This window comes from Ensifer sp. VA4 (genome assembly GCF_055710065.1).
Window position 1 is genome coordinate 144,369 of record NZ_JBVQPO010000001.1, and the last position, 25,651, is coordinate 170,019.

General features: G+C 62.2%; 23 protein-coding genes and 1 pseudogene. 7 read left to right on the top strand and 17 right to left on the bottom strand.

What is annotated here, in order from left to right:
- Window positions 1–337: 337 nt before the first annotated feature.
- The 4 genes from thrC to AC0C6X_RS00775 all read left to right on the top strand — a co-directional run bounded on the left by thrC (window position 338) and on the right by AC0C6X_RS00775 (window position 6,967).
- Window positions 338–1,738 (top strand): threonine synthase, encoded by a 1,401-nt coding sequence (gene thrC, locus AC0C6X_RS00760; RefSeq protein WP_247957971.1) that lies wholly within the window; start codon window positions 338–340, stop codon window positions 1,736–1,738.
- Window positions 1,739–1,754: 16 nt separating this feature from the next.
- Window positions 1,755–3,056, top strand: coding sequence for a M16 family metallopeptidase (locus AC0C6X_RS00765; protein WP_173515844.1), 1,302 nt, complete (start codon window positions 1,755–1,757; stop codon window positions 3,054–3,056).
- Window positions 3,057–3,446: 390 nt separating this feature from the next.
- The gene (locus tag AC0C6X_RS00770; RefSeq protein ID WP_173515843.1) at window positions 3,447–4,058 is read left to right on the top strand and encodes a GNAT family N-acetyltransferase; all 612 of its coding nucleotides are present in this window, start codon (window positions 3,447–3,449) and stop codon (window positions 4,056–4,058) included.
- Window positions 4,058–6,967: an EAL domain-containing protein gene (locus tag AC0C6X_RS00775; protein WP_247957972.1), complete on the top strand. Its 2,910-nt coding sequence runs from the start codon at window positions 4,058–4,060 to the stop codon at window positions 6,965–6,967. Before AC0C6X_RS00770 ends, AC0C6X_RS00775 begins: the two co-directional genes overlap by 1 nt.
- 121 nt (window positions 6,968–7,088) lie before the next feature.
- Here AC0C6X_RS00775 and AC0C6X_RS00780 read toward each other — a convergent pair whose 3' ends face one another.
- A complete protein-coding gene (locus AC0C6X_RS00780) occupies window positions 7,089–7,694 on the bottom strand; it encodes a YqgE/AlgH family protein (RefSeq protein ID WP_173518091.1) in 606 nt (201 codons plus the stop codon).
- A gap of 196 nt (window positions 7,695–7,890) precedes the next feature.
- Here AC0C6X_RS00780 and AC0C6X_RS00785 point away from each other — a divergent pair, with 196 nt between their 5' ends.
- On the top strand, window positions 7,891–8,706 hold the full coding sequence (locus AC0C6X_RS00785) for a protein-disulfide reductase DsbD domain-containing protein (protein WP_472951367.1): 816 nt from the start codon (window positions 7,891–7,893) through the stop codon (window positions 8,704–8,706).
- Window positions 8,707–8,780: 74 nt separating this feature from the next.
- Entirely contained in the window at window positions 8,781–9,266 is a 486-nt protein-coding gene (locus AC0C6X_RS00790; RefSeq protein WP_057250664.1) for a peroxiredoxin, read from the top strand.
- Window positions 9,267–9,312: 46 nt separating this feature from the next.
- Here AC0C6X_RS00790 and rnhA read toward each other — a convergent pair whose 3' ends face one another.
- From rnhA to coxB, 13 genes and pseudogenes are all read right to left on the bottom strand, one after another.
- Complete coding sequence (rnhA, locus tag AC0C6X_RS00795; protein WP_113537975.1) at window positions 9,313–9,780, bottom strand: ribonuclease HI; 468 nt, start codon at window positions 9,778–9,780, stop codon at window positions 9,313–9,315.
- Window positions 9,777–10,757 (bottom strand): homoserine kinase, encoded by a 981-nt coding sequence (locus AC0C6X_RS00800; RefSeq protein ID WP_173515840.1) that lies wholly within the window; start codon window positions 10,755–10,757, stop codon window positions 9,777–9,779. Before AC0C6X_RS00800 ends, rnhA begins: the two co-directional genes overlap by 4 nt.
- 39 nt (window positions 10,758–10,796) lie before the next feature.
- Window positions 10,797–11,807, bottom strand: a complete 1,011-nt coding sequence (ispH, locus tag AC0C6X_RS00805) for a 4-hydroxy-3-methylbut-2-enyl diphosphate reductase (RefSeq protein ID WP_247957974.1) — start codon at window positions 11,805–11,807, stop codon at window positions 10,797–10,799.
- 3 nt (window positions 11,808–11,810) lie between these two features.
- Complete coding sequence (locus tag AC0C6X_RS00810) at window positions 11,811–12,176, bottom strand: DUF1304 domain-containing protein (RefSeq protein ID WP_173515838.1); 366 nt, start codon at window positions 12,174–12,176, stop codon at window positions 11,811–11,813.
- Window positions 12,177–12,232: 56 nt separating this feature from the next.
- Window positions 12,233–13,000 (bottom strand): SURF1 family protein, encoded by a 768-nt coding sequence (locus AC0C6X_RS00815; RefSeq protein ID WP_173515837.1) that lies wholly within the window; start codon window positions 12,998–13,000, stop codon window positions 12,233–12,235.
- A complete protein-coding gene (locus AC0C6X_RS00820; RefSeq protein WP_173515836.1) occupies window positions 12,969–13,352 on the bottom strand; it encodes a DUF983 domain-containing protein in 384 nt (127 codons plus the stop codon). The genes AC0C6X_RS00815 and AC0C6X_RS00820 overlap by 32 nt, the downstream gene beginning before the upstream one ends.
- A pseudogene (locus AC0C6X_RS00825) lies at window positions 13,349–13,521 on the bottom strand (L,D-transpeptidase family protein); the annotation flags it as partial. The pseudogene AC0C6X_RS00825 and the gene AC0C6X_RS00820, both read right to left, overlap by 4 nt.
- 92 nt (window positions 13,522–13,613) lie before the next feature.
- The gene (locus tag AC0C6X_RS00830; RefSeq protein WP_173515835.1) at window positions 13,614–14,492 is read right to left on the bottom strand and encodes a cytochrome c oxidase subunit 3; all 879 of its coding nucleotides are present in this window, start codon (window positions 14,490–14,492) and stop codon (window positions 13,614–13,616) included.
- Between the two features lie 64 nt (window positions 14,493–14,556).
- Window positions 14,557–15,150 carry a cytochrome c oxidase assembly protein gene (locus AC0C6X_RS00835; protein WP_173515834.1) on the bottom strand — a complete coding sequence of 198 codons (594 nt, stop codon included), beginning with the start codon at window positions 15,148–15,150 and terminating at the stop codon, window positions 14,557–14,559.
- 11 nt (window positions 15,151–15,161) lie between these two features.
- A complete protein-coding gene (locus tag AC0C6X_RS00840) occupies window positions 15,162–15,302 on the bottom strand; it encodes a hypothetical protein (RefSeq protein WP_173515833.1) in 141 nt (46 codons plus the stop codon).
- Complete coding sequence (locus AC0C6X_RS00845; RefSeq protein ID WP_472951372.1) at window positions 15,302–16,258, bottom strand: heme o synthase; 957 nt, start codon at window positions 16,256–16,258, stop codon at window positions 15,302–15,304. Before AC0C6X_RS00845 ends, AC0C6X_RS00840 begins: the two co-directional genes overlap by 1 nt.
- A 98-nt stretch (window positions 16,259–16,356) precedes the next feature.
- Window positions 16,357–18,045: a cytochrome c oxidase subunit I gene (gene ctaD, locus AC0C6X_RS00850; protein ID WP_173515831.1), complete on the bottom strand. Its 1,689-nt coding sequence runs from the start codon at window positions 18,043–18,045 to the stop codon at window positions 16,357–16,359.
- Window positions 18,046–18,065: 20 nt separating this feature from the next.
- Entirely contained in the window at window positions 18,066–18,947 is an 882-nt protein-coding gene (coxB, locus tag AC0C6X_RS00855) for a cytochrome c oxidase subunit II (protein ID WP_173515830.1), read from the bottom strand.
- Window positions 18,948–19,311: 364 nt separating this feature from the next.
- Between coxB and AC0C6X_RS00860 the strand changes: the two genes are divergently transcribed.
- Window positions 19,312–19,842 carry an invasion associated locus B family protein gene (locus AC0C6X_RS00860; RefSeq protein ID WP_057250690.1) on the top strand — a complete coding sequence of 177 codons (531 nt, stop codon included), beginning with the start codon at window positions 19,312–19,314 and terminating at the stop codon, window positions 19,840–19,842.
- Window positions 19,843–19,973: 131 nt separating this feature from the next.
- On the opposite strand, the gene ribB is transcribed toward AC0C6X_RS00860, so the two are convergent.
- The 3 genes from ribB to AC0C6X_RS00875 all read right to left on the bottom strand — a co-directional run bounded on the left by ribB (window position 19,974) and on the right by AC0C6X_RS00875 (window position 25,603).
- Window positions 19,974–21,074: a 3,4-dihydroxy-2-butanone-4-phosphate synthase gene (gene ribB / locus AC0C6X_RS00865; protein WP_472951375.1), complete on the bottom strand. Its 1,101-nt coding sequence runs from the start codon at window positions 21,072–21,074 to the stop codon at window positions 19,974–19,976.
- 134 nt (window positions 21,075–21,208) lie between these two features.
- Window positions 21,209–22,315, bottom strand: a complete 1,107-nt coding sequence (gene aroC / locus AC0C6X_RS00870) for a chorismate synthase (RefSeq protein WP_472951377.1) — start codon at window positions 22,313–22,315, stop codon at window positions 21,209–21,211.
- Window positions 22,316–22,429: 114 nt separating this feature from the next.
- A complete protein-coding gene (locus AC0C6X_RS00875) occupies window positions 22,430–25,603 on the bottom strand; it encodes a bifunctional diguanylate cyclase/phosphodiesterase (protein WP_472951379.1) in 3,174 nt (1,057 codons plus the stop codon).
- Between the last annotated feature and the right edge of the window lie 48 nt (window positions 25,604–25,651).

Sequence of the window (25,651 nt, forward strand, 5' to 3'; positions counted from 1 at the left end):
AATCTCGGCCGGAAGACCTTTCATGGCCTTCGGGCATCGTCTATAGCAGCGACAAACTGAAAAATCGATCGGGTCAGCGCGTCCCTTCCGAATTTTCCGAAGCCTGATCTACGGTCGGAAATTGCGTCGGTGACAAGAATAGATGCAGACTTTGTCAAGGACTGACGCAATAAGACGGGCATGCCGCGGCGCCGTTTTCTACTGCATGTTTCCTTAAATCGTAGCCGATTTAAGGAAACATGCAGCAACTGAAAGTGCTACAGCGACCTTTGCGCGTCTGATAAGACGCGCGGCGCTGTAAGCCGCGGCAATCCTAGAGGTGGGACGAAGGACAATCATGGTGAAGTATATCTCGACGCGCGGCGAAGCCGCTCCTCTCGGCTTCTGCGACGCGCTGCTTGCCGGTCTGGCGCGCGACGGCGGTCTCTATCTCCCCAAGGAATGGCCGAAGTTTTCCAAAAAGGAAATCCGGGGCTTACGCGGCAAGTCCTATCAGGAAATCGCGTTCACCGTGCTCGAACCCTTCACCAATGGCGAGATCCCCGCGGCCAAGTTCCGCGAAATGATCGACGAAGCCTACGCCACCTTCCGCCATCCGGCGGTAGCGCCGCTGGTGCAGACCGGGCCCAACGCCTTCGTCATGGAACTCTTCCACGGCTCGACGCTCGCCTTCAAGGACGTGGCGATGCAACTGCTTGCGCGGCTGATGGACTATGTGCTGGCCGAGCGCGGCGAGCGCGCCACGATCGTCGGTGCGACCTCTGGCGACACCGGGGGCGCCGCGATCGACGCCTTCGCCGGCCGCGAACGCACCGACATCTTCATCCTCTTCCCGCACGGCAAGGTTTCGCCAGTGCAGCAGCGGCAGATGACGACGTCAAAGGCATCGAACGTTCACGCCATCGCCGTCAAAGGCAACTTCGACGACTGCCAGAACCTCGTCAAAGGCATGTTCAACGACGCCGCCTTCCGTGATCGCGTCAAGCTTTCGGGCGTCAACTCGATCAACTGGGCGCGCATCATGGCCCAGATCGTCTACTACTTCACCACGGCGGTGGCACTCGGCGGTCCGGACCGCAAGATCTCCTTCACGGTCCCGACCGGCAACTTCGGCGATATCTTCGCAGGATACGTCGCCAAGCGCATGGGACTGCCGATCGACAAGCTGGTGATCGCCACCAACGAGAACGACATCCTTGCCCGCACTATGAAGACCGGGCGTTACGAGATGCGCGACGTCAAGGCGACGACCGCGCCGTCGATGGACATCCAGATCTCGTCGAACTTCGAGCGGTTGCTGTTCGAGGCGAACGACCGCGACCCGGGCGAAGTGCGCTCGGCCATGGACGGCCTCAAGCAGTCCGGTTCCTTCACCATTCGCGAAAAGGCGCTGAAGGCCATCCGCAAGGAGTTCCGCGCCGGCCGCGCCTCGGAGAAGGAGGTGGCTAAGACGATCGCCAAGACGCTGGAAAAAACCGGCTATCTGCTCGATCCGCACAGCGCCGTCGGCGTCTTCGTCGCTGCCAAGCACGAGAAGCCGTCCGCCCCCATGGTGACGCTCGCCACCGCCCATCCGGCGAAATTCCCGGACGCGGTAAAATCGGCCAGTGGTATTGACCCGGCGCTTCCGACGTGGCTTGCTGACCTGATGAACAGGGAGGAGCGTTTCGATATCCTGGATCCGGACCTGAAGAGCGTCGAGACCTTTATCGGCGAGCGTACCCGTCTCCGGGGGTAAGAACGAGAAGAAACGTATGATGAAAGTTGAGTGCACCCGGCTCCCTTCCGGGTTGACGGTGGTAACCGAGCAGATGCCGCATCTCGAAAGCGTGGCGCTCGGGGTGTGGATCAAATCCGGTTCGCGCAATGAAACCTTGGGCGAACATGGCATTGCCCACCTGCTGGAGCACATGGCTTTCAAGGGCACGGCGCGACGCACCGCCCGCCAGATTGCCGAAGAAATCGAAAATGTCGGCGGCGAAGTCAACGCCGCCACGTCGACCGAGACGACATCCTACTATGCACGCGTGCTCAAGGATCACGTGCCGCTCGCGGTCGACATTCTCGCCGACATCCTCACCGAATCCACCTTCGACGACGAGGAGCTGCGGCGCGAGAAACAGGTGATCCTGCAGGAGATCGGCGCCGCCGACGACACGCCCGACGACGTCGTCTTCGACCGTTTCGCCGAGACCGCCTATCGCAACCAGACCGTCGGACGGCCGATCCTCGGTACCCCCGACACGGTCATGTCGTTTTCTGCCGATCAGATCCGCCAATATCTCGGCCGCAACTACACGACCGACCGCATGTTCGTGGTCGCGGCCGGTGCCGTCGAGCACGAGGCTTTCGTGCGTCAGGTGGAGGAGCGCTTCTCGACCCTTCCGCGCACACCGATCGCGGCGCCGGTGCTCGAAGTCGCCCGCTACACGGGCGGCGACAGCCGCGAGACGCGCGACCTGATGGATGCACAGGTCCTGCTCGGCTTCGAGGGCAAGGCCTATCACGCCCGCGACTTCTACTGTTCGCAGATCCTCGCCAACATCCTCGGCGGCGGCATGTCCTCACGCCTCTTCCAGGAAGTGCGCGAGCATCGCGGCCTCTGTTATTCGGTCTACGCCTTCCATTGGGGCTTTTCCGATACCGGTATCTTCGGGGTGCACGCGGCCACCGGCGGCGAGAACCTGCCGGAGCTGATGCCCGTTATCGTCGACGAACTGCGCAAATCCTCGATGAACATCGAGCAGCAGGAAATCGAGCGGGCCCGCGCCCAGATCCGCGCGCAGTTGCTGATGGGCCAGGAAAGCCCGGCGGCCCGGGCCGGCCAGATTGCCCGCCAGATGATGCTCTACGGCCGCCCGATCCCGAACGAAGAGCTGATGGAGCGCCTCTCCGGCATCACCATCGAGCGTCTGACCGACCTTGCCGGCCGGTTGTTCTTCGACACGACGCCGACGCTTTCGGCCATCGGCCCGCTGGAGCAGCTTGCCCCGATGGGCGATATCCTGTCGTCCTTGACCGGCAAGGCCACCGTTCCGCACGCCGTCGCCAGCTAAACGGGCCCGACTGCATGTCTCCGACCTCGATTTGAGGACGAAGACATGCAACAAATCAAAGTGCCACAGCGACCTTTGCGCGTCTCATCAGACACGCGGCGCTGTAGGTCATTTCATGCTTTCATCGAAACCGTGAAATGATCTTGCCTTTTCGGGGCCGGGCAATTCCTGGCGGAAAAGCGATCGCCACTTTTCCTGGAATCGCTCTCGGCCGCCGAGGGACGCCAGCACCGTACTCGAAATGGTGAAGTCTTTGCGTCTTTTCGCAAAATCGGATTCGATTTGCGCGCAAAGTTGTGCAACGTTTCGGTTCGTGACAGCGCAAAGGCGCGCTGCCGGGCGGACGATAGAGGATCCCCGCACGCAAACTGGACGGCCTCGGAGGCAGCAATGACACGATCGGTTTTTCGGTTCCTGTCGCGGCAGCCGGAGACGATCGAAATCGCCGATCAGAACTACCTGCTGCGGCTCCCGCGCTACGCCGATTATCGCCAGTGGTATCAGCTGAGAAGCGAGAGCCGCGCCTTCCTCGAACCTTGGGAGCCAACCTGGCGTCCCGACGAGATGACCGAGAGCGCCTTTCGCAGCCGGGTCATCCGCAACGAGCAGGAATATTCCTCCGGCCAGGCGGTGCCGCTCTTTCTTTTCCACAAGCCAGACGAGATGTTGCTCGGGGGACTGACGATCGGCCATATCCGCCGCGGCGCCGGGCAAAACTGCATGATCGGCTACTGGATGGGCGAACGCCACGCCGGCAAGGGCCATATGTACGCTGCCCTCAGGCTCGCCATTCCCTACATCTTTTCGACCCTTGAGTTGCACCGTATTGAAGCAGCCTGTATTCCGGACAACTCAAGAAGCATCCGGCTCCTTGAAAAGGCCGGTTTTGAGCGTGAAGGCTACTTAAGACAGTACTTGAGAATCAATGGCCAGTGGCGGGACCACGTGCTCTTTTCTCTCCTGTCCGACGATGCCCTACCGAACAGGAATATGCCCCTTTGATGCCTCTAACCCGCTCGCCCTTCGCCTGGTCAGCCCCGAAGCTGGCAGCGTTTCTGATTACGCTCACGACGTTTTTCTGCGCGCTCGGCGGTGCGGCCCAGGCTCTGGAGCCGGTGAAGATCTCGCGCGAGGACACCGCGCTCGACCTGACGGCGACGACCGAAATCTACAGCGGCCGCAACGAAGCCTTCCAGGTCTCGACGGCGCCCGGAACCGACGGCATCGTGCGCCGCATCGAGGTGCGCTCCAGCAGCGAGGACCATCAGGGCGACTGGGCCGTGTTCGCGCTCGCCAACGTTTCGGCCGAACCGCTCGACCGCGTGATCGTCGCGCCGCATTTCCGGCTGGTGAATTCCAAGCTCTTCTGGCCGGATCTCGGCTCCAAGCGCATCCTTTCGATCACCCCCAGCGAAGGTTTCGCGCTCAGCCGGGAACCGAGCGACGAGGCGGATGTCTTCCGCATCACGCTGGCGCCGGGCGTGATCATCACCTTCGTCGCTGAACTGGCGACACCGGAACTGCCGCAGATCTACCTGTGGGAGCCGGATTCCTACAAGGATACGGTCAACGCCTTCACGCTCTATCGCGGCATCGTGCTCGGCATTGCCGGCCTGCTCGCGGTGTTCCTGACCATCCTCTTCGTCGTCAAGGGAACCTCGATGCTGCCGGCAACGGCGGCACTCGCCTGGGCGGTTCTCGCCTATATCTGTGTCGATTTCGGCTTCCTGTCGAAGCTCATCAGCGTTACGGCCGGCGACGAGCGAATATGGCGAGCGGGCACCGAGGTCTTCCTGGCGGCGGGCCTCGTGATCTTCCTGTTCACCTATCTCAATCTCAACCGCTGGCATCAGCATCTGGGTTACGCCACGCTCGCCTGGATCCTCGGCCTCGGCCTGCTCTTCGGCGTCGCCGTCTATGATCCGGCGATCGCGTCCGGCATCGCCCGCCTCTCCTTCGCTTTGACCGGAACGGTCGGGATCGTGCTGATCGCCTATCTCGGCCTCAACCGCTACGACCGTGCTATCCTTCTGGTACCTGCCTGGCTGCTCATCCTCGTCTGGCTCTTCGGCGCGTGGCTGACCGTCACCGGCCAGCTCGCCAACGACATCGTGCAGCCGGCGCTCGGCGGCGGTCTCGTCCTCATCGTGCTGCTGATCGGCTTCACCGTCATGCAGCATGCGGTTGCCGGCAGCGGCTACCAGCAGGGCCTGTTCTCCGATCTCGAGCGCCAGTCGCTGGCGCTCACCGGCTCCGGCGACACCGTCTGGGACTGGGATGTCGCCCGCGATCGGGTGGTGACCATGCCCGATATTTCGACCCAGCTCGGACTGTCGCTCGGCAGCATGCACGGTCCCTTGCGCAACTGGTTGCCGCGCCTGCATCCCGACGACCGCGACCGTTTCCGGGCGACCCTCGACGTGCTTCTGGAGCGCCGCCGCGGCAAGCTCAACCACGAATTTCGCGTGCGCGCCGAAGACGGCCATTACCACTGGCTCGCCATCCGCGCCCGGCCGGTACTCGGCGCCAACGGCGAGATCATCCGCTGCGTCGGCACGATCATCGACATCACCGAGCAGCGCAATTCCGTCGAGCGGCTGCTGCACAATGCGCTGCTCGACAATCTGACCGGCCTTCCGAACCGTCAGGTCTTCCTCGACCGGCTGCAGGCGATGCTGCTGATGGCCGACGGCAGCAATTCGGTCCGTCCGACGGTGCTGGCAATCGACATCGACCGCTACAAGCAGGTCAACGACCTCCTGGGCATCGCCGCCGGCGACAACATCTTGATCGCCTTGACCCGGCGCCTGCGCCGGCTCCTGCGCCCGCAGGACACGCTTGCCCGCCTCGGCGGCGACCAGTTCGGTCTGATCCTGATGTCCGAGCGCGACCCCGCCAAGGTCGCGGATTTCGCCGACGCGGTGAGCAAGGCGATCATGGTGCCGCTCAACTACGGCAACCGCGAAATCAACCTGACGGCATCGATCGGCCTCGTTTCCTGGCTCGACCAGGAGCAAAGCGCTGCAGGCCTGCTCGACGACGCCGAGCTCGCCATGTTCCGGGCGAAGAAGGAAGGTGGCAATCGCGTCGAACCCTTCCGCCCTGCCTTCCGCACGTCCGGCTCGGACCGGCTCCAGCTCGAAGCCGACCTCAAGCGGGCGATCGAACGCAAGGAGCTCTCGCTGGTCTACCAGCCGATCGTTCGATTGAGCGACGCGGAGATCGCCGGCTTCGAGGCGCTGATGCGCTGGGATCATCCGAAGCGCGGCAATATCTCCCCGACCGAGTTCATTCCGATTGCCGAAAATTCGGACCTCATCAGCCAGCTCGGAATGTTCGCTTTCGACAAGGCGACGAGCGATCTGACGGAATGGCAGCTCCAGACCGGCGACCTGCCGATCTTCGTGTCGATCAACCTTTCGAGCGCGCAGCTTCTCAACAACGAGCTCTATGACGACGTCCGCGCCATCCTCACCAAGAACCGCTGCGATCCGGACAAGGTGAAGATGGAATTGACGGAATCGCTCGTGATGGAAAACCCCGAGCAGGCCCGTCTCGTCCTCGAAAAACTGAAAGAGGCCGGCCTGAAACTGGCGCTCGACGACTTCGGTACCGGCCATTCGTCGCTGTCCTACCTCACGCGTTTCCCCTTCGACACGATCAAGATCGACAAGGCACTGGTGCGCGACCCGAGCGACAAGCGCGGCATTCTCCTGCGCTCGGTGATCACCATGGCGCGTGAGCTCGATATGCAGGTGGTAGCCGAGGGTATCGAATCCGAGGACGACGCAATCCAGCTTTCGCAGATGGGCTGCGACTACGGCCAGAGCTTCCTCTTCGGACCGCCCATCGGCTCGGAATCGATCCAACGGCTGCTGAAGGAACGCTTTCCGCTGATGAAGCGGGCGTGAGTTCGGCAAGCCGACGCCGCTCAGCGAACAGCACACCAGCGTCCAAAGCCCGTCAGGCAACAGCCCGGCGGGCTTTGCTTTTCAGCATGAATGTTCTGAAGAAAGCGGGCTGATCCGACAATCAGGCGTGGCCAGCATCCGCGGAGAGCATCGCGGCCGACACGCCCATCAGGGCCAGCGCCCGGTCGTATTTGTCGTCCAGCGCCCTGTCGAAGATCAGTTCCTCACGCGCCGGACATGTGAGCCAGCCGTTCTGGGTGATTTCCGCTTCGAGTTGCCCCGGTCCCCACCCGGCATAGCCGAGCATCATCGTCGCCTTGACCGGCCCCTCCCCGCGCGAAATGGCGCGGACGATATCGAGCGTCGCGGTGAGGCAGATATCGTCGCTGACGGGGATGCTGGAATCGCTCAGATAGTCGTCGGAATGCAGCACGAAGCCGCGCCCGGTCTCGACCGGCCCGCCGGCCTGAATCTGGAAATCCCGTGTCATCTGCGGAAGGCGGATCGCCTCTTCCTCGTCGAGGATATCGAGATGAAGCAGCACGTCCGGAAAGGTCAGTTGCTGAGGTCGATTGAGCACGAAGCCCATCGCGCCATCGTCCGAATGGGCGCAGATGAAGATGACCGTGCGGGCGAAATTGGCATCAAACATTCCCGGCATGGCGATCAGGAACTGACCGTCAAGAAAACCTCGCTCCCGTCTCTTCTGCGCCATCGGAGTCGACATCATGGGAACAGCCTATCAATTCACCGCGAAATGAAAAGCGCCTCAGCGTCGCGGTCTGGAAATATTGCACGCACGACGTTCACTTCGCCGTGTCCGATCAAGCGATTATGATCATCGCTCTCTTTGGAGCGTCTGGAGCCTCGCCGGCAAAGGCGGTATTGCTTCTGGCATGATCCAGCACTCCACATATCAGAACATGGCCCAGTTCATTGGCGCGGCAAGCCTCATCGCCGCTTTTTTTCTTCCGGTGGCGACACAGGCGGCCACCAGCGAGTGGGTCACCTCCCCGGGCGGCATGGTCCGCCTGGTCGCGGCCCAGCCCAAGCAGGACGGTACGATCCCGGCAACGCTGGAGGTCAAGCTCAATGCCGGCTGGAAGACCTATTGGCGCGAACCGGGCGCAAGCGGCATTCCCCCGCAGGTGACGATCGACCCGACGAGCGGCGTCGTGCTCGAGAAGATCGGCTTCCCGGTGCCGAAGACGTTCGACGACGGCGTGGTGCGCTATGTCGGTTACGACAGGCCGGTCGCTTTTCCGCTGACGCTGAGGCGCGTCCAAGGCGCGGGCGACGTCAATATTCGCGCCTCGGTGTTTCTCGGGATCTGCGAGGATATCTGCATCCCGGTTCAGGGCGAGTTGACGCTGGCGCTGAAGCAGGGTGATCTGGACAATCCGCTCGACGGCGCGCGCATCGATGACGCGATCGCCGCATTGCCGGAGGCACCTTCCGGCGACTTTGCCGTCACGGCAAGCCACTACGATGCGGACAAGGCCGTGCTGAACGTTTCCTTTCATTTGCCCGATGGCAATGACCATCCAGAACTGTTCCTGGCCGGCCCATCCGGTGTTTCCTTCGGCAAGCCCGAAATCACGACGGAGGGCGAGACCGGTCTCGGCGCGACCGTCCCGGTCCGGCTCCGCGGCAAGGACAAGGAACTCAAGGGCAAGCCGATCGTTGTCACCATACGCGCGAAGGGCCGCAGCATGGAGACGACCCTTGCCTTTGATTAGGCCGCATCTATAGTCCCGCAGGTTCTCCGCCACGAGCGGAGAAGCGAAGACGCAAGCAACGCAAGGAGAGTGCCGTGACCATCGCCGTCGGAGACAAACTGCCAGCCGCAACCTTCAAGGAAAAAACCGCCGATGGTCCGGTGGAGGTCACCACCGATCAGCTCTTCGCGGGCAAGCGCGTCGTGCTCTTCGCCGTTCCCGGTGCCTTCACGCCCACCTGCTCTCTCAACCACCTGCCGGGCTACCTCGAGAACCGCGACGCGATCCTTGCCCGCGGCATCGACGATATCGCCGTGGTCTCCGTCAACGACCTGCATGTGATGGGCGCCTGGGCAACTGCGTCTGGCGGCATGGGCAAGATCCATTTCCTCTCCGACTGGAACGCCGCCTTCACCAAGGCGCTCGGCATGGACATCGACCTCTCCGCCGGCACGCTCGGCGTGCGCTCGAAGCGCTATTCGATGCTGGTGGAAGATGGCGTAGTGAAGTCGCTCAATCTCGAAGAAAGCCCGGGCCAGGCAACCGTCTCGGGCGCCGCCGCGATGCTCGAACAGCTCTGAGCGCAGAAGTAGATGCAAATGGAAACGGGCCCCTACGGCCCGTTTTTCATTTCACGAGGAGAGAGTCCGAACGGCGCCCCTTCTTGTAGGGTTCCATGCCCTTGCGGGCGAGCTCGTCGGCGCGCTCATTCTCCGGGTGGCCGGCATGGCCCTTGACCCAGTGCCAGGTCACCTTGTGACGGCGATTGGCTTCATCCAGCCGCTGCCAGAGCTCGCCGTTTTTCACCGGTTTCTTGTCCGCGGTCTTCCAGCCGTTCTTCTTCCAGCCGTGGATCCACTTGGAAATGCCGTCCATCACATATTTGCTGTCGGTATGGAGATCGACCTCGCAGGCGCTCTTCAGCGCATCGAGCGCCGAGATCGCCGCCAGCAGTTCCATGCGGTTGTTGGTGGTCTCGGCCTCGCCGCCGGAGAGTTCCTTTTCCACCTCGCCGTAGCGCAGCACCGCGCCCCAACCGCCCGGCCCCGGATTGCCGGAGCAGGCCCCGTCCGTGAAGATGTCGACGTGTTTCATACCCGGCCCTCTTCGCGTTTCAGGCCGTATTCCGCGCTCGAAGCGATGGCGCGGTGAAAGCGGATCTTCGTCAGGTATTCGAGCGGGTCTTTCTTGACCACGAGCGCGCCGGCAGGCGTCATCAGCCAATCGTAGAGCCGCGTCAGGAAGAAGCGCAGCGCCGAGCCGCGGCAGAGCAGCGGCAGCGCGTCGACCTCGGCCGGCGTCAGCTTGCGTACGCTCTCATAGCCCGAAAGCATCGCCATGCCCTTGGTGATGTTGTAGGAGCCGTTCTTTTCGAAGCACCAGGAATTGAGGCACACGGCGACGTCATAGGCGAGGTAGTCGTTGCAGGCGAAATAGAAATCGATCAGGCCGGACAGCCGGTCTCCGAGGAAGAAGACGTTGTCCGGGAAGAGATCGGCGTGGATGACGCCTTCCGGCAGGGATTTCGGCCAGTGGCTTTCTAGGTGTTCGAGTTCCGCCGATATCTCGTTCTTGAGACCCGCCTGCACCTCGTCCGCACGCGCCTCGGAATTGACCCAGAGCGGCCGCCAGCCGGCGACGGAAAGCGCATTGGCGCGCTTCAGCGCGAAGCCTTCGCCGGCAAGATGCATGGCGGCAAGCGCCCTGCCGACTTCGTGGCAGTGCTTTGCCTCGGGCTTTCTCAACCACATGCCCTCGAGGAAGGAGATGACGGCAGCCGGACGGCCGGAGAGCTCACCGAGCAGCTTGCCATCGGCCCGCGGCAGCGGCAGCGGGCAGGACAGCCCCCGCTCCGCCAGATGATGCATCAGCCCCAGGAAGAACGGCAGGTCATCGGCGTTCACCCGCTTTTCGTAAAGCGTGAGAATGTAGGAGCCCTTGGTCGTGTGCAGCAGGAAATTGGAATTCTCGACGCCTTCGGCAATCCCCTTGTAGGAGGTCAGTTGGCCGACGTCATAGGCGGTGAGAAAGCGGGAGAGATCGTCTTCCGTGATATCGGTGTAAACTGCCAAGGTCTTCCACTTTCAAGAAAATGCGGCAAGAAGTGCGGGTTATTCGCCGTTGACGAAGGCCATGTCGGCGGCGGTCAGCGGCACGTGGCGGATCTCGCGGTTGACGAGGAAGTTCTCGTTCTCCTCGACCGTGTCGGCGAGTTCCACCCTCGCGTCGTAGCGCTCGCGGAATGCCTCGATGATTTCGTTGACGATCACTTCGGGCGCCGAGGCGCCGGCCGAGAGACCCACAGTCGAGATATCACCCATCTCGGCCCAGTCGATTTCCGACGCGCGCTGGACCAGCACGGATTTCTTCGCGCCAGCCTTCTGCGCCACTTCGACGAGGCGCTTGGAGTTGGACGAATTGGGCGCGCCGACGATCAGGAACAGATCGCAGCCGGGGGCTGCCTGTTTCACCGCCTCCTGGCGGTTGGTGGTGGCGTAGCAGATCGAATCGGCCGCTGGCGCGGTCAGGTTCGGAAAGCGCTCGTGCAGCCGCTTGATGACGCCGGCCGTGTCGTCGACCGACAAGGTCGTCTGGGTGACGAAGCCGAGATTGTCCGGATCCGGCGGCTGGTAGACGTCGGCATCCTCGACCGTCTCGACCAGCGACACGGCGCCTTCAGGCAATTGCCCCATGGTGCCGATCACCTCCGGGTGGCCGGCATGGCCGATCAGCACGACGTGGCGGCCGAGACGGTAATGGCGCATCGCCTGCTTGTGGACCTTGGAGACCAGCGGGCAGGTGGCGTCGAGATAGAAGAGATTGCGGGCATCCGCATCTGCGGGCACCGATTTCGGCACGCCGTGCGCAGAAAAGACGACCGGCTGCTTGCGGTGCTCCGGCGGGATCTCGTCGAGTTCTTCGACGAAGATCGCTCCCTTGGCCTCGAGACCTTCGACGACATAGCGGTTGTGAACGATCTCGTGGCGGACATAGACGGGTGCGCCGAACTCCTTCAGCGCCAGGACGACGATCTGGATCGCCCGGTCGACGCCGGCACAGAAGCCGCGCGGCCCGCAGAGGCGAATGGTGATCGGGGATTTTGCTGCCGCTGATGATGCCATGGATCAGGATGCCATTAAAACGAAAACAAGCGCTGCGATCGCCGGGCCGCCCTGGATCAGGAGGATGCGCGGCTTGACCGACCACGCGCCATATATAGCGGCAACGATCACGCACACAAGGAAGAACACCTTCAGTTCGAAGGCAAAGGCCGGTTCCGACTGGATCAATGACCAGAACAGGCCGGCCGCAAGAAAACCGTTGTAGAGCCCCTGGTTTGCGGCGAGCACCCGCGTCGTCTCCGCCTGCTCTGGCGTCATGCGGAAGACCGCCCTCCCCCGCGGCCCGGTCCACAGAAACATCTCGAGCACGAGAAAGCCGACATGCAGCAGTGCCGTCAAGGCAATCAGAGAGTTTGCGATGATCGCCATCATTGTTCCCTGCCGTCGATCCCTTCAACAGGGTTAGCACGGCGCCGTCTGCGCGGCTATCGCCCGCGGCGCACCAGGTAGAGACCGCTGACCAGCACCAATGCTGCCGCCAATCCATACCAGGTCAGCGCGTATTGGAGATGGTTGTTGGGCAGATCGAACTGGGTAACGCCGCCGATCGGCAGGCCACCGGGATTGGGCGTCGCATCGGCATCGACAAACAGCGGCACCACCTTGTCGGCGGGAAGCCCGACGGACGACGCCATCGTGTCGAGATCCTTCCAGTAGAAGATGTTCTTGGCGAGGTCGTTTTCCGGAACGAGCGACGACGGCTTTTGGTCAAGCTTCGATCGTGCAAGGCCATGAATGCCGACGAAGGCCGGAAGCTCGCCAGCAAGACGGGTCGACGAATCCTTCTGTTCGAAGGGAACAAAACCACGATTGACGAAGAGGAAGCGGCCATCGTCCAAAGTCAGCGGCGTGAAGACGTAGTAGCCAGTGCGGCTGTCATAGGTCGCGAAGAAGTGCCGCTCCTTGCTGTGATCGAAGGTGCCCGTAACCGTGACGGTGCGGTAGTCGATGTCGATCCCGTCTGCGAGCATCTTTTCGATTTCGCCGATCGACACCGGAGGCGCCGACCGGCGCTCCTGGATCGCCGTGAGCAGGCCTTCCTTCCAGTGCAGCCGCTGCATCTGCCAGGTGCCGAGGGAGACAAGGATGGCGAAGGCGACGGCCAGCAAAACGAAGGCAGCGAGACGTCCGAAAAGGCCCCGCTTCCTCCTGCTCTCGAGCTCAACCACGGTCGATTTCGCCCGAGCGCGCATTGTTGCGGTACTGCAGGTTGATCAAGACGCCCTTGAGCATGCGTGTCAGCCCAAGGCTGAGGATGGTCGCAAGCGGGATCCACAACAGGAAATGCAGCCAGAGCGGCGGGTTGAAGTTGATCTCCGCCCAAAGCGCCGCACCGACGACGACAAAGCCGACGATCAGGATGACGAAGACCACCGGGCCGTCGCCGGAATCGGCGAAGCGGTAGTCCAGGTCACAATTCGTGCAGGCCGGCTTGACCTTGAGGAACCCGTCGAACAGCTTGCCCTGGCCGCAACGCGGGCAAAGCCCCTTGATGCCGGTCATTACCGGATCCACCGGCGGGAAATGTGCTTTATCTTCGCTCACGGCTTGATCTCGATCGGTGTGTTGTTGGGCACCATCGCCCAGATTTCATCCATTTCGGCATTGGTAACCGCAATGCGGCCGTCCGTCCAATCGAACCGCTGCGTCAAAAACGCCAACCAGCCGAAATAATTGGGCTGCCGTGGATCATGATCATGCCGCCCGGGTCGACCTATCTCGCTTCACTGGCAGCAGGCAATCAAAAGAACAAGGCGGCTGCATGGCTGCAACCGCCTTGTTCGCTACAGTCAGATGCTCGCGGAATTAGCCGTGAGCGATCGGTGCACCCCAGCTACCCCAGATGTAGATGGAGAAGAAGAGGAACAGCCAGACGACGTCAACGAAATGCCAGTACCAGGCCGCCGCTTCGAAGCCGAAGTGCTGCTTCGGGGTGAAGTCGCCGCGGAGCGCACGGAACAGGCAGACGAGCAGGAAGATCGTGCCGACCAGAACGTGGAAGCCGTGGAAGCCGGTCGCCATGAAGAAGGTCGCGCCGTAGATCGAGTCCTTGAAGGCAAACGGAGCGTGGGCATATTCGTAGCCCTGGACGAAGGAGAACAGCACGCCGAGGGCGACCGTCAGCGTCAGGCCGGAGACGAGACCCTTGCGGTCGTTGTGCAGCAGCGCGTGGTGCGCCCAGGTGACCGTCGTGCCCGAAAGCAGCAGGATGACGGTGTTGTAAAGCGGCAGATGCCACGGGTCGAGCACTTCGATGCCCTTCGGCGGCCAGACGCCTCCGGTGAAGGTTGTACGCGCGGTCTGGATGGCTTCGCCGGCGAAAAGGCTCGCATCGAAGAAGGCCCAGAACCAAGCGACGAAGAACATCACTTCCGAAGCGATGAACATGATCATGCCGTAGCGCAGGTGCAGCGACACGACGCGGGTGTGGTGACCTTCGTGCGCTTCCTTTACCGTGTCCGACCACCAGCCGAACATGGTGTAGAGAACGATGATCAGACCGGCGAGCAGGATCCAGACGTTGGCGAGCTCGAAGCCGAAGATCTTCAGCGAGCTGCCCGCGAGGTAGCGCATGTAGCAAATGCCGCCGAACGCCATGACGAAGGCGCCGATCGAGGCAAGCAACGGCCAGGGGCTCGGGTCGATGATGTGGTAGTCGTGATTCTTCTGATGCGCACCGGCCATGTCAGTAATCCCCGATAAGTCTCTCTCTTGTCGCCTTTCCGGCATAGCCGAAAAGGACCTCCAGTCAAAGTTTGTTCTCTTCCGTCTTCACCTGCGCCACCGGTTTCGACGGTTCGCGCGGGTAGAAGGTGTAGGAAAGCGTCAACGTCTTGATGTCCTTGGTCTCCACCGCCTTGACGATGTCCGGGTCGACGAAGAATACCACCGGCATCTCCATCTCCTCTCCCGGCTGCAGCGTCGTCTCGGTGAAGCAGAAGCACTGTACCTTGTTGAAATAGGCACCAGCCTGCATCGGCGTGACGTTGAAGGTCGCCTGGCCCGTCGTCGGCTTCGACGACAGGTTCTTCGCCCGGTACATCACCTGCACCGTTTCGCCGATGCGGATATCGATGTCGCGCTGGACCGGCTTGAACTCCCAGGGCAGACCGCCCGAGGTGTTCGCGTCGAAGGTGACCTTCACCTTCTCGTCCAGGATCACATCGGAAGCCTGCTCGACACGCTGCGTCGTCCCGTTATAGCCGGTGACGCGGCAGAACATGTCGTAGAGCGGCACGGCTGCATAGGCCATGCCGACCATGCCGGCGACGAAGGCGAGGCAGGTGCCGACGACGACTCGGTTCGAGCGCTGCTTCGGCGTGGTTTCCAGTGAATTCGTCATGCCATCCCGCCTCAGTTGACCATGCCGTTGCCGAATTTGATCAGCGTGACGATGTAGAAGAGGACGACGAGCCCGAAGAGGACGAAGCCGAGCGCAATGTTGCGGCCGCGACGCGACTTCTTCTGGGCTTCAGTGAGCTTGACGGTTTCCATCAGACAATACTCCCGGCATTCAGCCAGATATTGACGATCAGGTGATCCGCCATCAGGGCGGAAAAGATCACGAACAGATACATGATCGAGAAGGCGAACAGCTTCTTGGCCGGCAGCATGCGCTCATCCGCTTCCGGCATGCGCAGCACGCCGATCGAATACCAGATGAAACCGAGGCCGAGTGCCGTTGCGACGAGGCCGTAACCGATGCTCGCGAAGCCGAGCAAGGTGGGACAGATACCGATAAGCGCGGTCAGCACGGCATAGATGACGATCTGCTTCTTGGTGGTCGCCTGACCGCAGACATTCGGCATCATCGGCACGCCGACGGCGCCGTAGTCGCCCATCTTGAAGAGCGCGAGCGCCCAGAAATGCGCCGGCGTCCAAAGGAAGGTGATCAGGAAGAGAACGATGCTCTCGATCGACACGGCGCCGGTGACGCAAGCCCAGCCGATCATCGGCGGGAAAGCACCGGCCGCACCGCCGATGACGATGTTCTGCGGCGTCGAGCGCTTCAGCCACATCGTGTAGATGACCGCGTAGAAGAAGATCGTGAAGGCGAGCAACCCGGCTGCGAGCCAATTGACGGCGAGCCCGAGGATGATCACGGAAAAGGCAGAGAGCGTCAGACCGAAAGCCAGCGCTTCCTGCGGCAGGATCTTGCCTGCCGGGATCGGGCGCTTGGCGGTACGGCTCATGACCGCATCGATATCGGCGTCATACCACATGTTCAGCGCACCGGACGCGCCTGCGCCGACGGCGATGCAAAGAATGGCGATGAAACCGATGAAGGGATTGATATGGCCGGGCGCGAGTACCAAGCCTGCGAGCGCCGTGAAGACGACGAGGGACATGACACGCGGCTTCAGAAGGTCGAAATAATCGCGCGCAGAGGCTTCGGACAGACGCGGTACGCCTTCCATGCCGACTGCTTCGTGATTGTCGATGACCGTCATGTCCTGTCCCTGATTTAGTCCCGGCCGCAAGGGCCGCGTATCGCCGGTTTCCCGGCGGGGTGAAGCCGCCGGAACCGGCGGCTTCTGTTCGTTGCCCGTCACTTGATGCGCGGGAGCTGCTCCCACTGGTGGAACGGCGGCGGCGAAGAAAGCTGCCATTCCAGAGTGTTCGCACCCTCGCCCCACGGGTTGTCGCCAGCGACGCGCTTCTTGGCGAAGGCTTCGACGACGCCGAAGAGGAAGATCAGGACGCCGACGGCCGCGATGTAGGAACCGTAGGACGAAACCATGTTCCATCCGGCAAAAGCATCCGGGTAGTCGATGTAGCGGCGCGGCATGCCGGCGAGGCCCAGGAAGTGCTGCGGGAAGAAGATCAGGTTCACGCCGATGAACATGACCCAGAAGTGCAGCTTGCCGATGAACTCGGAGTACATGTAGCCCGACATCTTCGGGAACCAGTAGTACCAGGCAGCGAAGATGGCGAAGACGGCGCCGAGCGACAGAACGTAGTGGAAGTGAGCAACCACGTAGTAGGTGTCGTGCAGCGAGCGGTCGAGGCCGGCATTGGCGAGCTGAACGCCCGTGACGCCACCGACGGTGAACAGGAAGATGAAGCCGATCGCCCAGACCATCGGGGTCGTGAAGCGGATCGAACCGCCCCACATCGTCGCGATCCACGAGAAGATCTTAACGCCGGTCGGAACAGCGATGACCATCGTCGCGAAGACGAAGTAGCGCTGCGTGTCGAGCGACATGCCGACGGTGTACATGTGGTGCGCCCACACGATGAAGCCGACGGCGCCGATCGCGACCATGGCGTAGGCCATGCCGAGGTAGCCGAAGATCGGCTTGCGCGAGAAGGTGGAGACGATGTGGCTGATGATGCCGAAGCCCGGCAGGATCAGGATGTACACTTCCGGGTGACCGAAGAACCAGAACAGGTGCTGGAACAGGATCGGGTCGCCGCCGCCCTCAGGCGCGAAGAAGGCCGTGCCGAAGTTGCGGTCGGTGAGCAGCATGGTGATGCCGCCTGCCAGAACCGGCAGCGAGAGCAGCAGCAGGAAGGCGGTGATCAGTACCGACCAGGCGAACAGCGGCATCTTGTGCAGCGTCATGCCCGGAGCGCGCATGTTCAGGATCGTGGTGATGAAGTTGATCGCACCGAGGATCGAGGATGCACCGGCGATGTGCAGGCCGAGGATCACGAAATCCATGGCCGGCCCGGGCATGCCCGATGTCGAGAATGGCGGATAGACCGTCCACCCGCCGCCTGCGCCGTAGGCACCGGCCGGCCCCTCGACGAACATCGACAGCAGCACCAGCAGGAAGGCCGGGACGATCAGCCAGAAGGAGATGTTGTTCATGCGCGGGAACGCCATGTCCGGCGCACCGATCATGATCGGCACCATCCAGTTGGCGAAACCGCCGATCAGCGCCGGCATGACCATGAAGAAGATCATGATGAGCGCGTGCGCGGTCGTGAACACGTTGAACATGTGCTTGCCGCCGTCGATGGCAGCATCGCCCTCGAAGCCGTAGACCATCTGTGCCAGACCGTGGAAGATCTGGATGCCGGGCTCCTGCAGTTCGGCGCGCATGAACACCGAAAGCGTGCCACCGATGATACCCGCGATGATCGCGAAGATCAGGTACAGCGTGCCGATGTCCTTGTGGTTGGTCGACAGGAACCAGCGCTGGAAGAAGCTCAGAGGCTTGTGCGCATGGTCTGCGTGGCCATGATCGGAGTGATCATGGCGTTGATCGTGATGAACGGCTGTTCCAGCCATGGGTCGAGCTCCCCTTCCGATTACTGTGCGGCGTTAGCGGCGACGTCGACGGTCTTGGCCGCTTCGATGGACGCCATGAGCGCCTTGTTCGCATCGCCGAGATTGGTAGCGGCGGCTGCGAGCCAGGTGTCGTATTTTTCTTGCGAAACAACGCGGATGGCGATCGGCATGTAGGCGTGATCCTTGCCGCAGAGCTCGGAACACTGGCCGTAGTAGAGGCCTTCGCGGTCAGCCTTGAACCAGGTTTCGTTCAGGCGACCGGGAACGGCATCGATCTTCACGCCGAAGGCAGGCATTGCGAAGGCATGGATCACGTCGGCGGCGGTGACGAGGAGACGAACCGTCTTGCCGACCGGAACGACAACTTCGTTGTCGACAGCGAGCAGGCGCGGATATTCCTTCTTGTCTTCCTTGCCGAGGGCGGCGCGATCTTCTTCCTTCATCAGCAGGCTGTCGAAGGAGAGCGGGCTTTCGCCGACCTCATATTCATAGGACCAGTACCACTGGTTGCCGGTCGCCTTGACCGTCAGATCCGGATTGGCCGGCGGCGTGAGCTGCGCAGTCAGGAGCTGGAAGGACGGAATGGCGAGGAAAAGCAGCACGATAACCGGACCGACGGTCCAGATGACTTCGATCGCGGTGTTGTGGCTGGTCTTCGAGGGAACCGGGTTGGCACCTTCACGGAACTTGACCACGACGATGATCAGCAGGAGGAGAACGAAGAGGGTGATCGGAATGATGAACCACAGGGTGTAATGCTCAAACCACGTGATTTCTTCCATGATGCCCGTAGCGGCCGGCTGAAGATTCGTCTGCCATTCGACAGGCTTGTCAGCAAAGGCGCTAGAAGCAAAAAGCAGACAGGCAAGCGCTGCCAGAACTGCATAAGCCTTGTTTTTCACAATGTGTCTCCCCAATGCGCTTGATCAGGATCAAACCGGAACGCAGAATCCCTGCGATACTGCTGCGCTTCAAACCACAGTTTGTCCGATGCCGCAACATCTGACCAATCAACCCCGTGCGGCATTTTTGCACAAACGCATCTTTTCACACAGGCACCCCTTAGAAGCCGTCACGAATCGACTTATATGACCTCTTCCGCGCCTATAGCGGCGATTGCACGCGGCCGGCGCGGCAACACACAGGATGGGGGCGTTTACCCGCCCAATTTCCGCCATATGACGCTGGAATGTGCCCCGCGGGGCTTTTCATTTATTCCCGCGCGCTTCAAGAATAGCCCTGATGATTCGACGTTTTGAGGTTTACATGGGCCTGCCCCTCTTTTCGCGACTGTCGGCCTTCGCCGCCTTCGGCCTTGCCGTTCTCGCCCTCCCCGCTCAGAGCCTGGCCCAGCAGCCCGCCGGAACCCCCGGCACAGTCAAGTCCAATCACGGCGCGTGGTCGATCGTTTGCGATCAGCCGGCCGGCGCATCCACCGACCAGTGTGCGCTGATGCAGAACGTCATTGCCGAAGACCGGCCGGAAGTCGGCCTGTCGGTCGTCGTCTTGAAGACGGCGGATCGCAAGGCGAAGATCCTGCGCGTGCTCGCCCCGCTCGGCGTCCTGCTGCCGAACGGCCTCGGCCTCAATGTCGACGGCAAGGATATCGGCCGCGCCTACTTCGTGCGCTGCTTCTCCGATGGCTGCTATGCAGAAGTCGTGCTCGAAGACGAATTGCTGAAGACCTTCCGCTCCGGCGCCACGGCCACCTTCATCGTCTTCCAGTCGCCCGAGGAAGGCATCGGCATCCCGGTTGATCTCAAGGGCTTCGGCGAAGGCTACGACGCCCTGCCCTGAGCGGCGCCCCGGGACCCCACGCCAAGAAGACAGAACGCCGCGCTTCGAGCGCGGTTTTTTGTTGGCGCCGGCGCAAACGACAAAGCCCGGATCGACGATCCGGGCTTTGTCGTAATCAGAAGCGTCGTGCTTCAGATGATGTCGGTTCCGGCAATCTTGATGCCGAAGCCTTCGAGGCCAACATAGTGGCGCTCGCGCGAGGCAAGAAGGCGGATCGAGCTGATGCCGAGATCCTTGAGGATCTGCGCGCCGAGGCCGATTTCCAGCCATTCGTTCTCGCGCGCCTGCGCCTCGTCATGCGCTTCGCGATCGTGCTTGCCCTTGCGAGCCGTCTGCGACACGCCGACGCCGACCGATCCTTCGCGCAGGTAGACGATGACCCCCCTGCCCTCTTCGGCGATGCGCTTCATGATGCGATCGATCTGGCAGTCCTTGCCGAAGACATCGGCGCCGACATTTTCAAGATGCAGCCGGACCGGGATGTCGACGCCGTCGCGGATGTCGCCGAAGACGACGGCGAGATGCTGCATCGGATCCCAAGGGAGCGAATAGGAATGCCCCTTGGCCGGACCGTACGGCGTTTCGATGTCGAAGGAGCCGCCCTGCTCGATCAGCGTTTCCTTGCGCTGGCGATAGGCGATGAGGTCTGCGACCGAAACCTGCTTCAGTCCGTTGGTTTCGGCAAAGCTCGCGACCTGCGGCCCGCGCATCACGGTGCCGTCGTCATTGACGAGTTCGCAGATGACGCCGATCGGCGGCAGGCTTGCGAGCTTGCAGAGGTCGACGGCAGCTTCCGTGTGACCGGAACGCATGAGGACGCCGCCTTCGCGCGCGACCAGCGGGAAGATGTGGCCGGGGCGAACGAAGTCCGTCGGCCCGACATTGGGATTGGCAAGATTGCGCACCGTCAGCGTGCGGTCGTCGGCGGAAATGCCTGTTGTCGTGCCGTGCTTGAAATCGACCGAAACGGTGAAGGCCGTCGTGTGGGCGGAATCGTTTTCAGCGACCATGGCATTGAGGTTGAGGCGTTTCGCCTCCTCGCGCGGCATCGGGGTACAGACGATGCCGGAGGTATGGCGCACGATGAAGGCCATCTTTTCCGGCGTGCAATGCACCGCGGCGACGATCAGGTCGCCCTCGTTCTCGCGGCCGTCGTCATCGGTCACGACGACGATTTCGCCGGCCTCGAAGGCGCGGATGGCATCGACGACACGCTTCTGATCATAGGACATGGTGCTCTTCCCGACTTGCTTGGCCGATTTGCTTAAGGCCGAATTACTTACAGCGCCGCGCGTCTACTAGACGCGCAAGGGTCGCTGTAACACTTTAAGTTGCCGCATAATTTTGTCCTTAAATCGTCTCCGATTTAAGGAGTTGTGCAGTGACGGCCGGTCTGGCCGCGGTCACGCAGATAGTGATCGGCGATCGTGCAGGCAAGCATCGCCTCACCGATCGGCACGGCGCGGATGCCGACGCAAGGATCGTGGCGGCCCTTGGTGCGGACATCGACTTCGTTGCCATCGCTGTCGACCGAGCGGCGCTCGGTGAGGATCGACGAGGTCGGCTTGATGGCAAAACGCGCGATCACCGGTTCGCCGGTTGCGATGCCACCGAGAATACCCCCGGCATGGTTGGAGAGGAAGACCGGCTTGCCGTCCGCGCCGATGCGCATCTCGTCGGCGTTCTCCTCGCCGGTGATCTCGGCGGCACCGAAGCCGTTGCCGATCTCGACGCCCTTGACGGCGTTGATCGACATCAGGTTGGAGGCAATGTCCTGATCGAGCTTGGCATAGATCGGCGCGCCGATGCCGGCGGGCACGCCTTCCGCGACCACTTCGACCACGGCGCCGATCGAGGAGCCGGCCTTGCGGATCCCGTCGAGGTACTCTTCCCACACCGGCACGATCTCGGGGTCCGGGGCAAAGAAGGGATTGTTGTTGACCTCGGCCCAATCCCAGTTGGCCCGGTTGATCTTGTGCTTGCCGATCTGCACCAGCGCGCCGCGCACGACCAGCCCCGGAACGACCTTGCGGGCGATGCCGCCGGCAGCAACGCGTGCCGCGGTCTCGCGCGCCGACGAACGACCGCCGCCGCGATAGTCGCGAATGCCGTATTTCAGGTCGTAGGTATAGTCGGCATGGCCCGGGCGGTAACGCTTGGCGATTTCGGAATAGTCCTTCGAACGCTGGTCGGTGTTTTCGATCAGCATGGAGATTGGCGTACCGGTCGAGATCATCGTCTCGCCGTCCTCGTCGAACATCACGCCTGACAGTACCTTGACGAGATCGTCCTCGCGGCGCTGCGTCACGAAGCGCGACTGGCCGGGCTTGCGCTTGTCGAGCCAGGCCTGGAGTTCGGCGAGCGTGAAGCGGATGCCGGGCGGGCAGCCGTCAACCACGCAGCCAAGCGCCGGCCCGTGGCTTTCGCCCCAGGTGGTGACACGGAAGAGATGACCGAAAGTATTATGCGACATGAAGGCTACCGGACCTTAAGCAAGCAACGGCCGTACGTTTCGTAGGCGGATGCCCTCTCTTAGTGGAAAGCCGGGGACGGGGAAAGACTTTTGCGCCTGCTGCCGTCGCATTCGTCACGAAGCCAGGCGCAGGCCACGCTCGGCGGCAAAGGCGAGGAACTTCTCCGAGCTCAACGGCCTGGCGAAGGCATAGCCCTGCAGAACGTCGCAGCCGAGGATGCCGAGCATTTCGGCGTGCGCCATGGTCTCCACGCCCTCGGCCACGGTCTCGATGTTGAGCGAGCGGGCAATGTCGATGATCGAACGGACCAGCGCCTGCTCCCTGCGCGCGCTCAAGACCGGAACGACGAGCTGCCGATCGATCTTCAGCCGCTTCGGCTTGATCTTCAGCAGGCTGACGATCGAGGTGTGGCCGGTGCCGAAGTCGTCGAGTTCGATGTCGATGCCAAGCTTCTTGATGCCTTCGATATTGGTGGCAACGATGTCGTCGCTCTCGTCGAGGAAGATCGATTCCACCAGTTCGAAGCAGATCTGGCCGGGCGCGATGCTCAGGCCTTCGAGAGAGGACAGGAGGTCGTCGTCCTGAAGCCGCTTGGCCGAGACGTTGACCGAGATCTTCGGCACCCGCACGCCGGCAGCGGCCCACCGCATCTGGTCGGCCAGCGACTTTTCGAGCACGAGACGGTCCAGCGCCGCCGTGACGTTCAACTCCTCGGCGATGCCGAGAAAACGATCCGGCGTCAGGATGCCCTCACGCGGGTGGTTCCAGCGCACCAGCGCTTCCACCCCGCAAAGCGCGAGCGTGATTGCATCGAACTGCGGCTGATACCAGGGCTCGAACTCGTCACGCTCGATGCCTTCGAGGATTTCGTCAGCGATCCGCTTGGCGGTCACGACCTCGGCCTGCAGCACTTCGGTGAAGAACTGATAGCGGTTACGGCCCGCCTCCTTGGCGCGGTAAAGCGCGATGTCGGCATTGATGAGCAGCTTGCGCGCATCGATCTCCGCGCCACGGCCGACCGCAACACCGATGCTGACGCCGAAACGGCAGGGAAAACCGTTGTAATCGACCGGCTGGCGCATCGCGGCAATGATCCGGTCGCAGCGCGCCGCCAGTGCCGCCTCGCCGGGCGCGCCGATGGCGGCGACCACGAACTCGTCGCCGCCGATGCGGGCGATGATGTCACCGGGCGATGTATTTGCCCGGAGGATTTCGGAAGCGTGGATCAGCATGGCGTCGCCGGCGGCGTGGCCGAGCGTGTCATTGATCTGCTTGAAACGGTCGAGATCGATATGGAGGATGGCGATATCCTCGCGATCACCGGCGCTCGCCAGGCGCTCCAGCGCCTTGTCGAGCATGCGGCGGTTTCCGAGGCCGGTCAGCGGATCGTGGAGGGCGTTGTGCTCGATCCGCACCCGGGCCTGTTCCAGCTCGGCGTTCTTCGCATCCGCCATCGCCTTGGCTGCGCGCAACTGTTCGGTCATCAGCACGTCTTCGGTGACATCGAGCGCCATGCCGACAAATTTGCGTGCGCCATCCGGCGCCACGTGAAGCTTGCCGACCGACCGGATGTGGCGAACGCCGCCGGCCGGCAGAATCGCGCGCGCCTGGTGCACATAGGTCTCGTCCGCCGCAATGGCGCGGTTGACCGCGTCCAGCGCCGGCGCCCGATCTTCAGGATGAAGCGCGGTGAGCCACGTCTCCTCATTGGTGGTCCCATCGATATAGACGAGACCGTAGAGCTGGTGCATGCGTTCGTCCCAATAGGTCAGTCCGCTGTCGAGATCCGCCTCCCACATGCCGCATCGATAGGAATCGAGCGCCAGGTCGAGGCGGCGCGAGAGCAGTTCAAGGTCCTGCTCGCGCTCGTAAAGACCCTTCAGCGCCTGCTCGAGCTCGAGATTCTGCTGATCGACCTGGGCCTTGGCCGCAGTCAGCCGCTCGGTCTTCATGACGTCGTCTGTGACATCCCAGCTAATGCCGGTGACCTTTGCACGGCCGTCGGCACCACGATGGCTGGAGCCGACGTTGCGGATATGGCGCACCGCACCGTCAGGCAGGACGACCCGGTATTGCGAGCGGTATTCCAGTCCGTCGTCCAAGCTGCGGAACAGCGCGTTGGCGGCGATGCAGATATCTTCCGGGTGCACCGTCGCGCGCCATTCTTCATAGGTCGGTTCCTCCAGGTGGACCTCGAGCCCATGCAGATGGAACATGCGATCGTCCCAAGAGCGCTGCTGCGTTTCGACGTCGATCTCCCAGATACCGATCTTGGAAGCGTCAAGCGCAAGGTTCAGCCGGTGAGACAGCGTCATCAGCTCCCCTTCCCGCGCCTTCAATTTGGCAATATTGCGCTGCCGCTCGTTGACGAGCCCGCCGGTCAAAAGGATCGGGATCACCACGATGGCGACGGCGGCGGCGATCGCCAGGCGAATGCTCTCTATGTTTTCAGGAAGCTGGTCCCAGCCTCCAACCGGCATGGCGGCGAGTTCCCAGGCGCCACCTGCCAGATCGAGCCGGCGCGTCACCGGCGCCTTGCGAAAAAGTGCGTCGTCGCCGAAGAACGCATCCTGGATCCGCTCCTGCTCGGAGATATCCCTGATCGCGAGGTGAACGTCGATGTGCCGATGATCCTTCGTCAGCTCCGGTGCTTCGCTGCCGGTCTCCAGGAGGCGCGCCGCGCGATAGAGCGCCTTCTCGTCGATAATGGCCTCGACATAGCCCCAGCGCTCCATGCGTCCCTGGATCTTGGAAAAGACCGGCAGGAAAAGCTCGAAACCGTTGCGTCCGCTCGGCAGGCGAATGGGGCCGATCATCACGGGCCTCACCGTCGACGACGCCCGCTCGATGGCGTGCCTCGTCGCGCCGAACCTGTTGAAATCCGTGCCAACGAACCATTGCTGGCTCTCACGCGGAAAAGCGATCCCCACCACGCCGCCGGGCGCAGCCGAAGCGCGCACCATCTGCGGGTTCTGCAGCAGGAGCTTCGTCGCCATGACGGTGAAATCGTCAGGCGTCATCGCCGGGTGCACGCCGATGCTGTTGGCGAACCCGTTCAGCGCCGCAATGTTGGTGTTTATCGCCGATTGCAACCGATTGGCGATGAGGTTCAGTTCATTCTCGACGTCGATCCGGAGATCATTCTGGAAATTTTCGCGATTTTGCCGCTCGTAGACGTAGCCGCCGGCAAAGACGACGAGGCCGGCGATCGCCGCTGGTATCAGCGATGGTTTCGCAAATCTGGCGGCCGCCCGAACGCGCTGGCGCAGAACGTCGATGATCTTCAATCTCTTCCCCTCGATCCCCAACCAAAGGTAGCGAGCGATTCTTAAGAT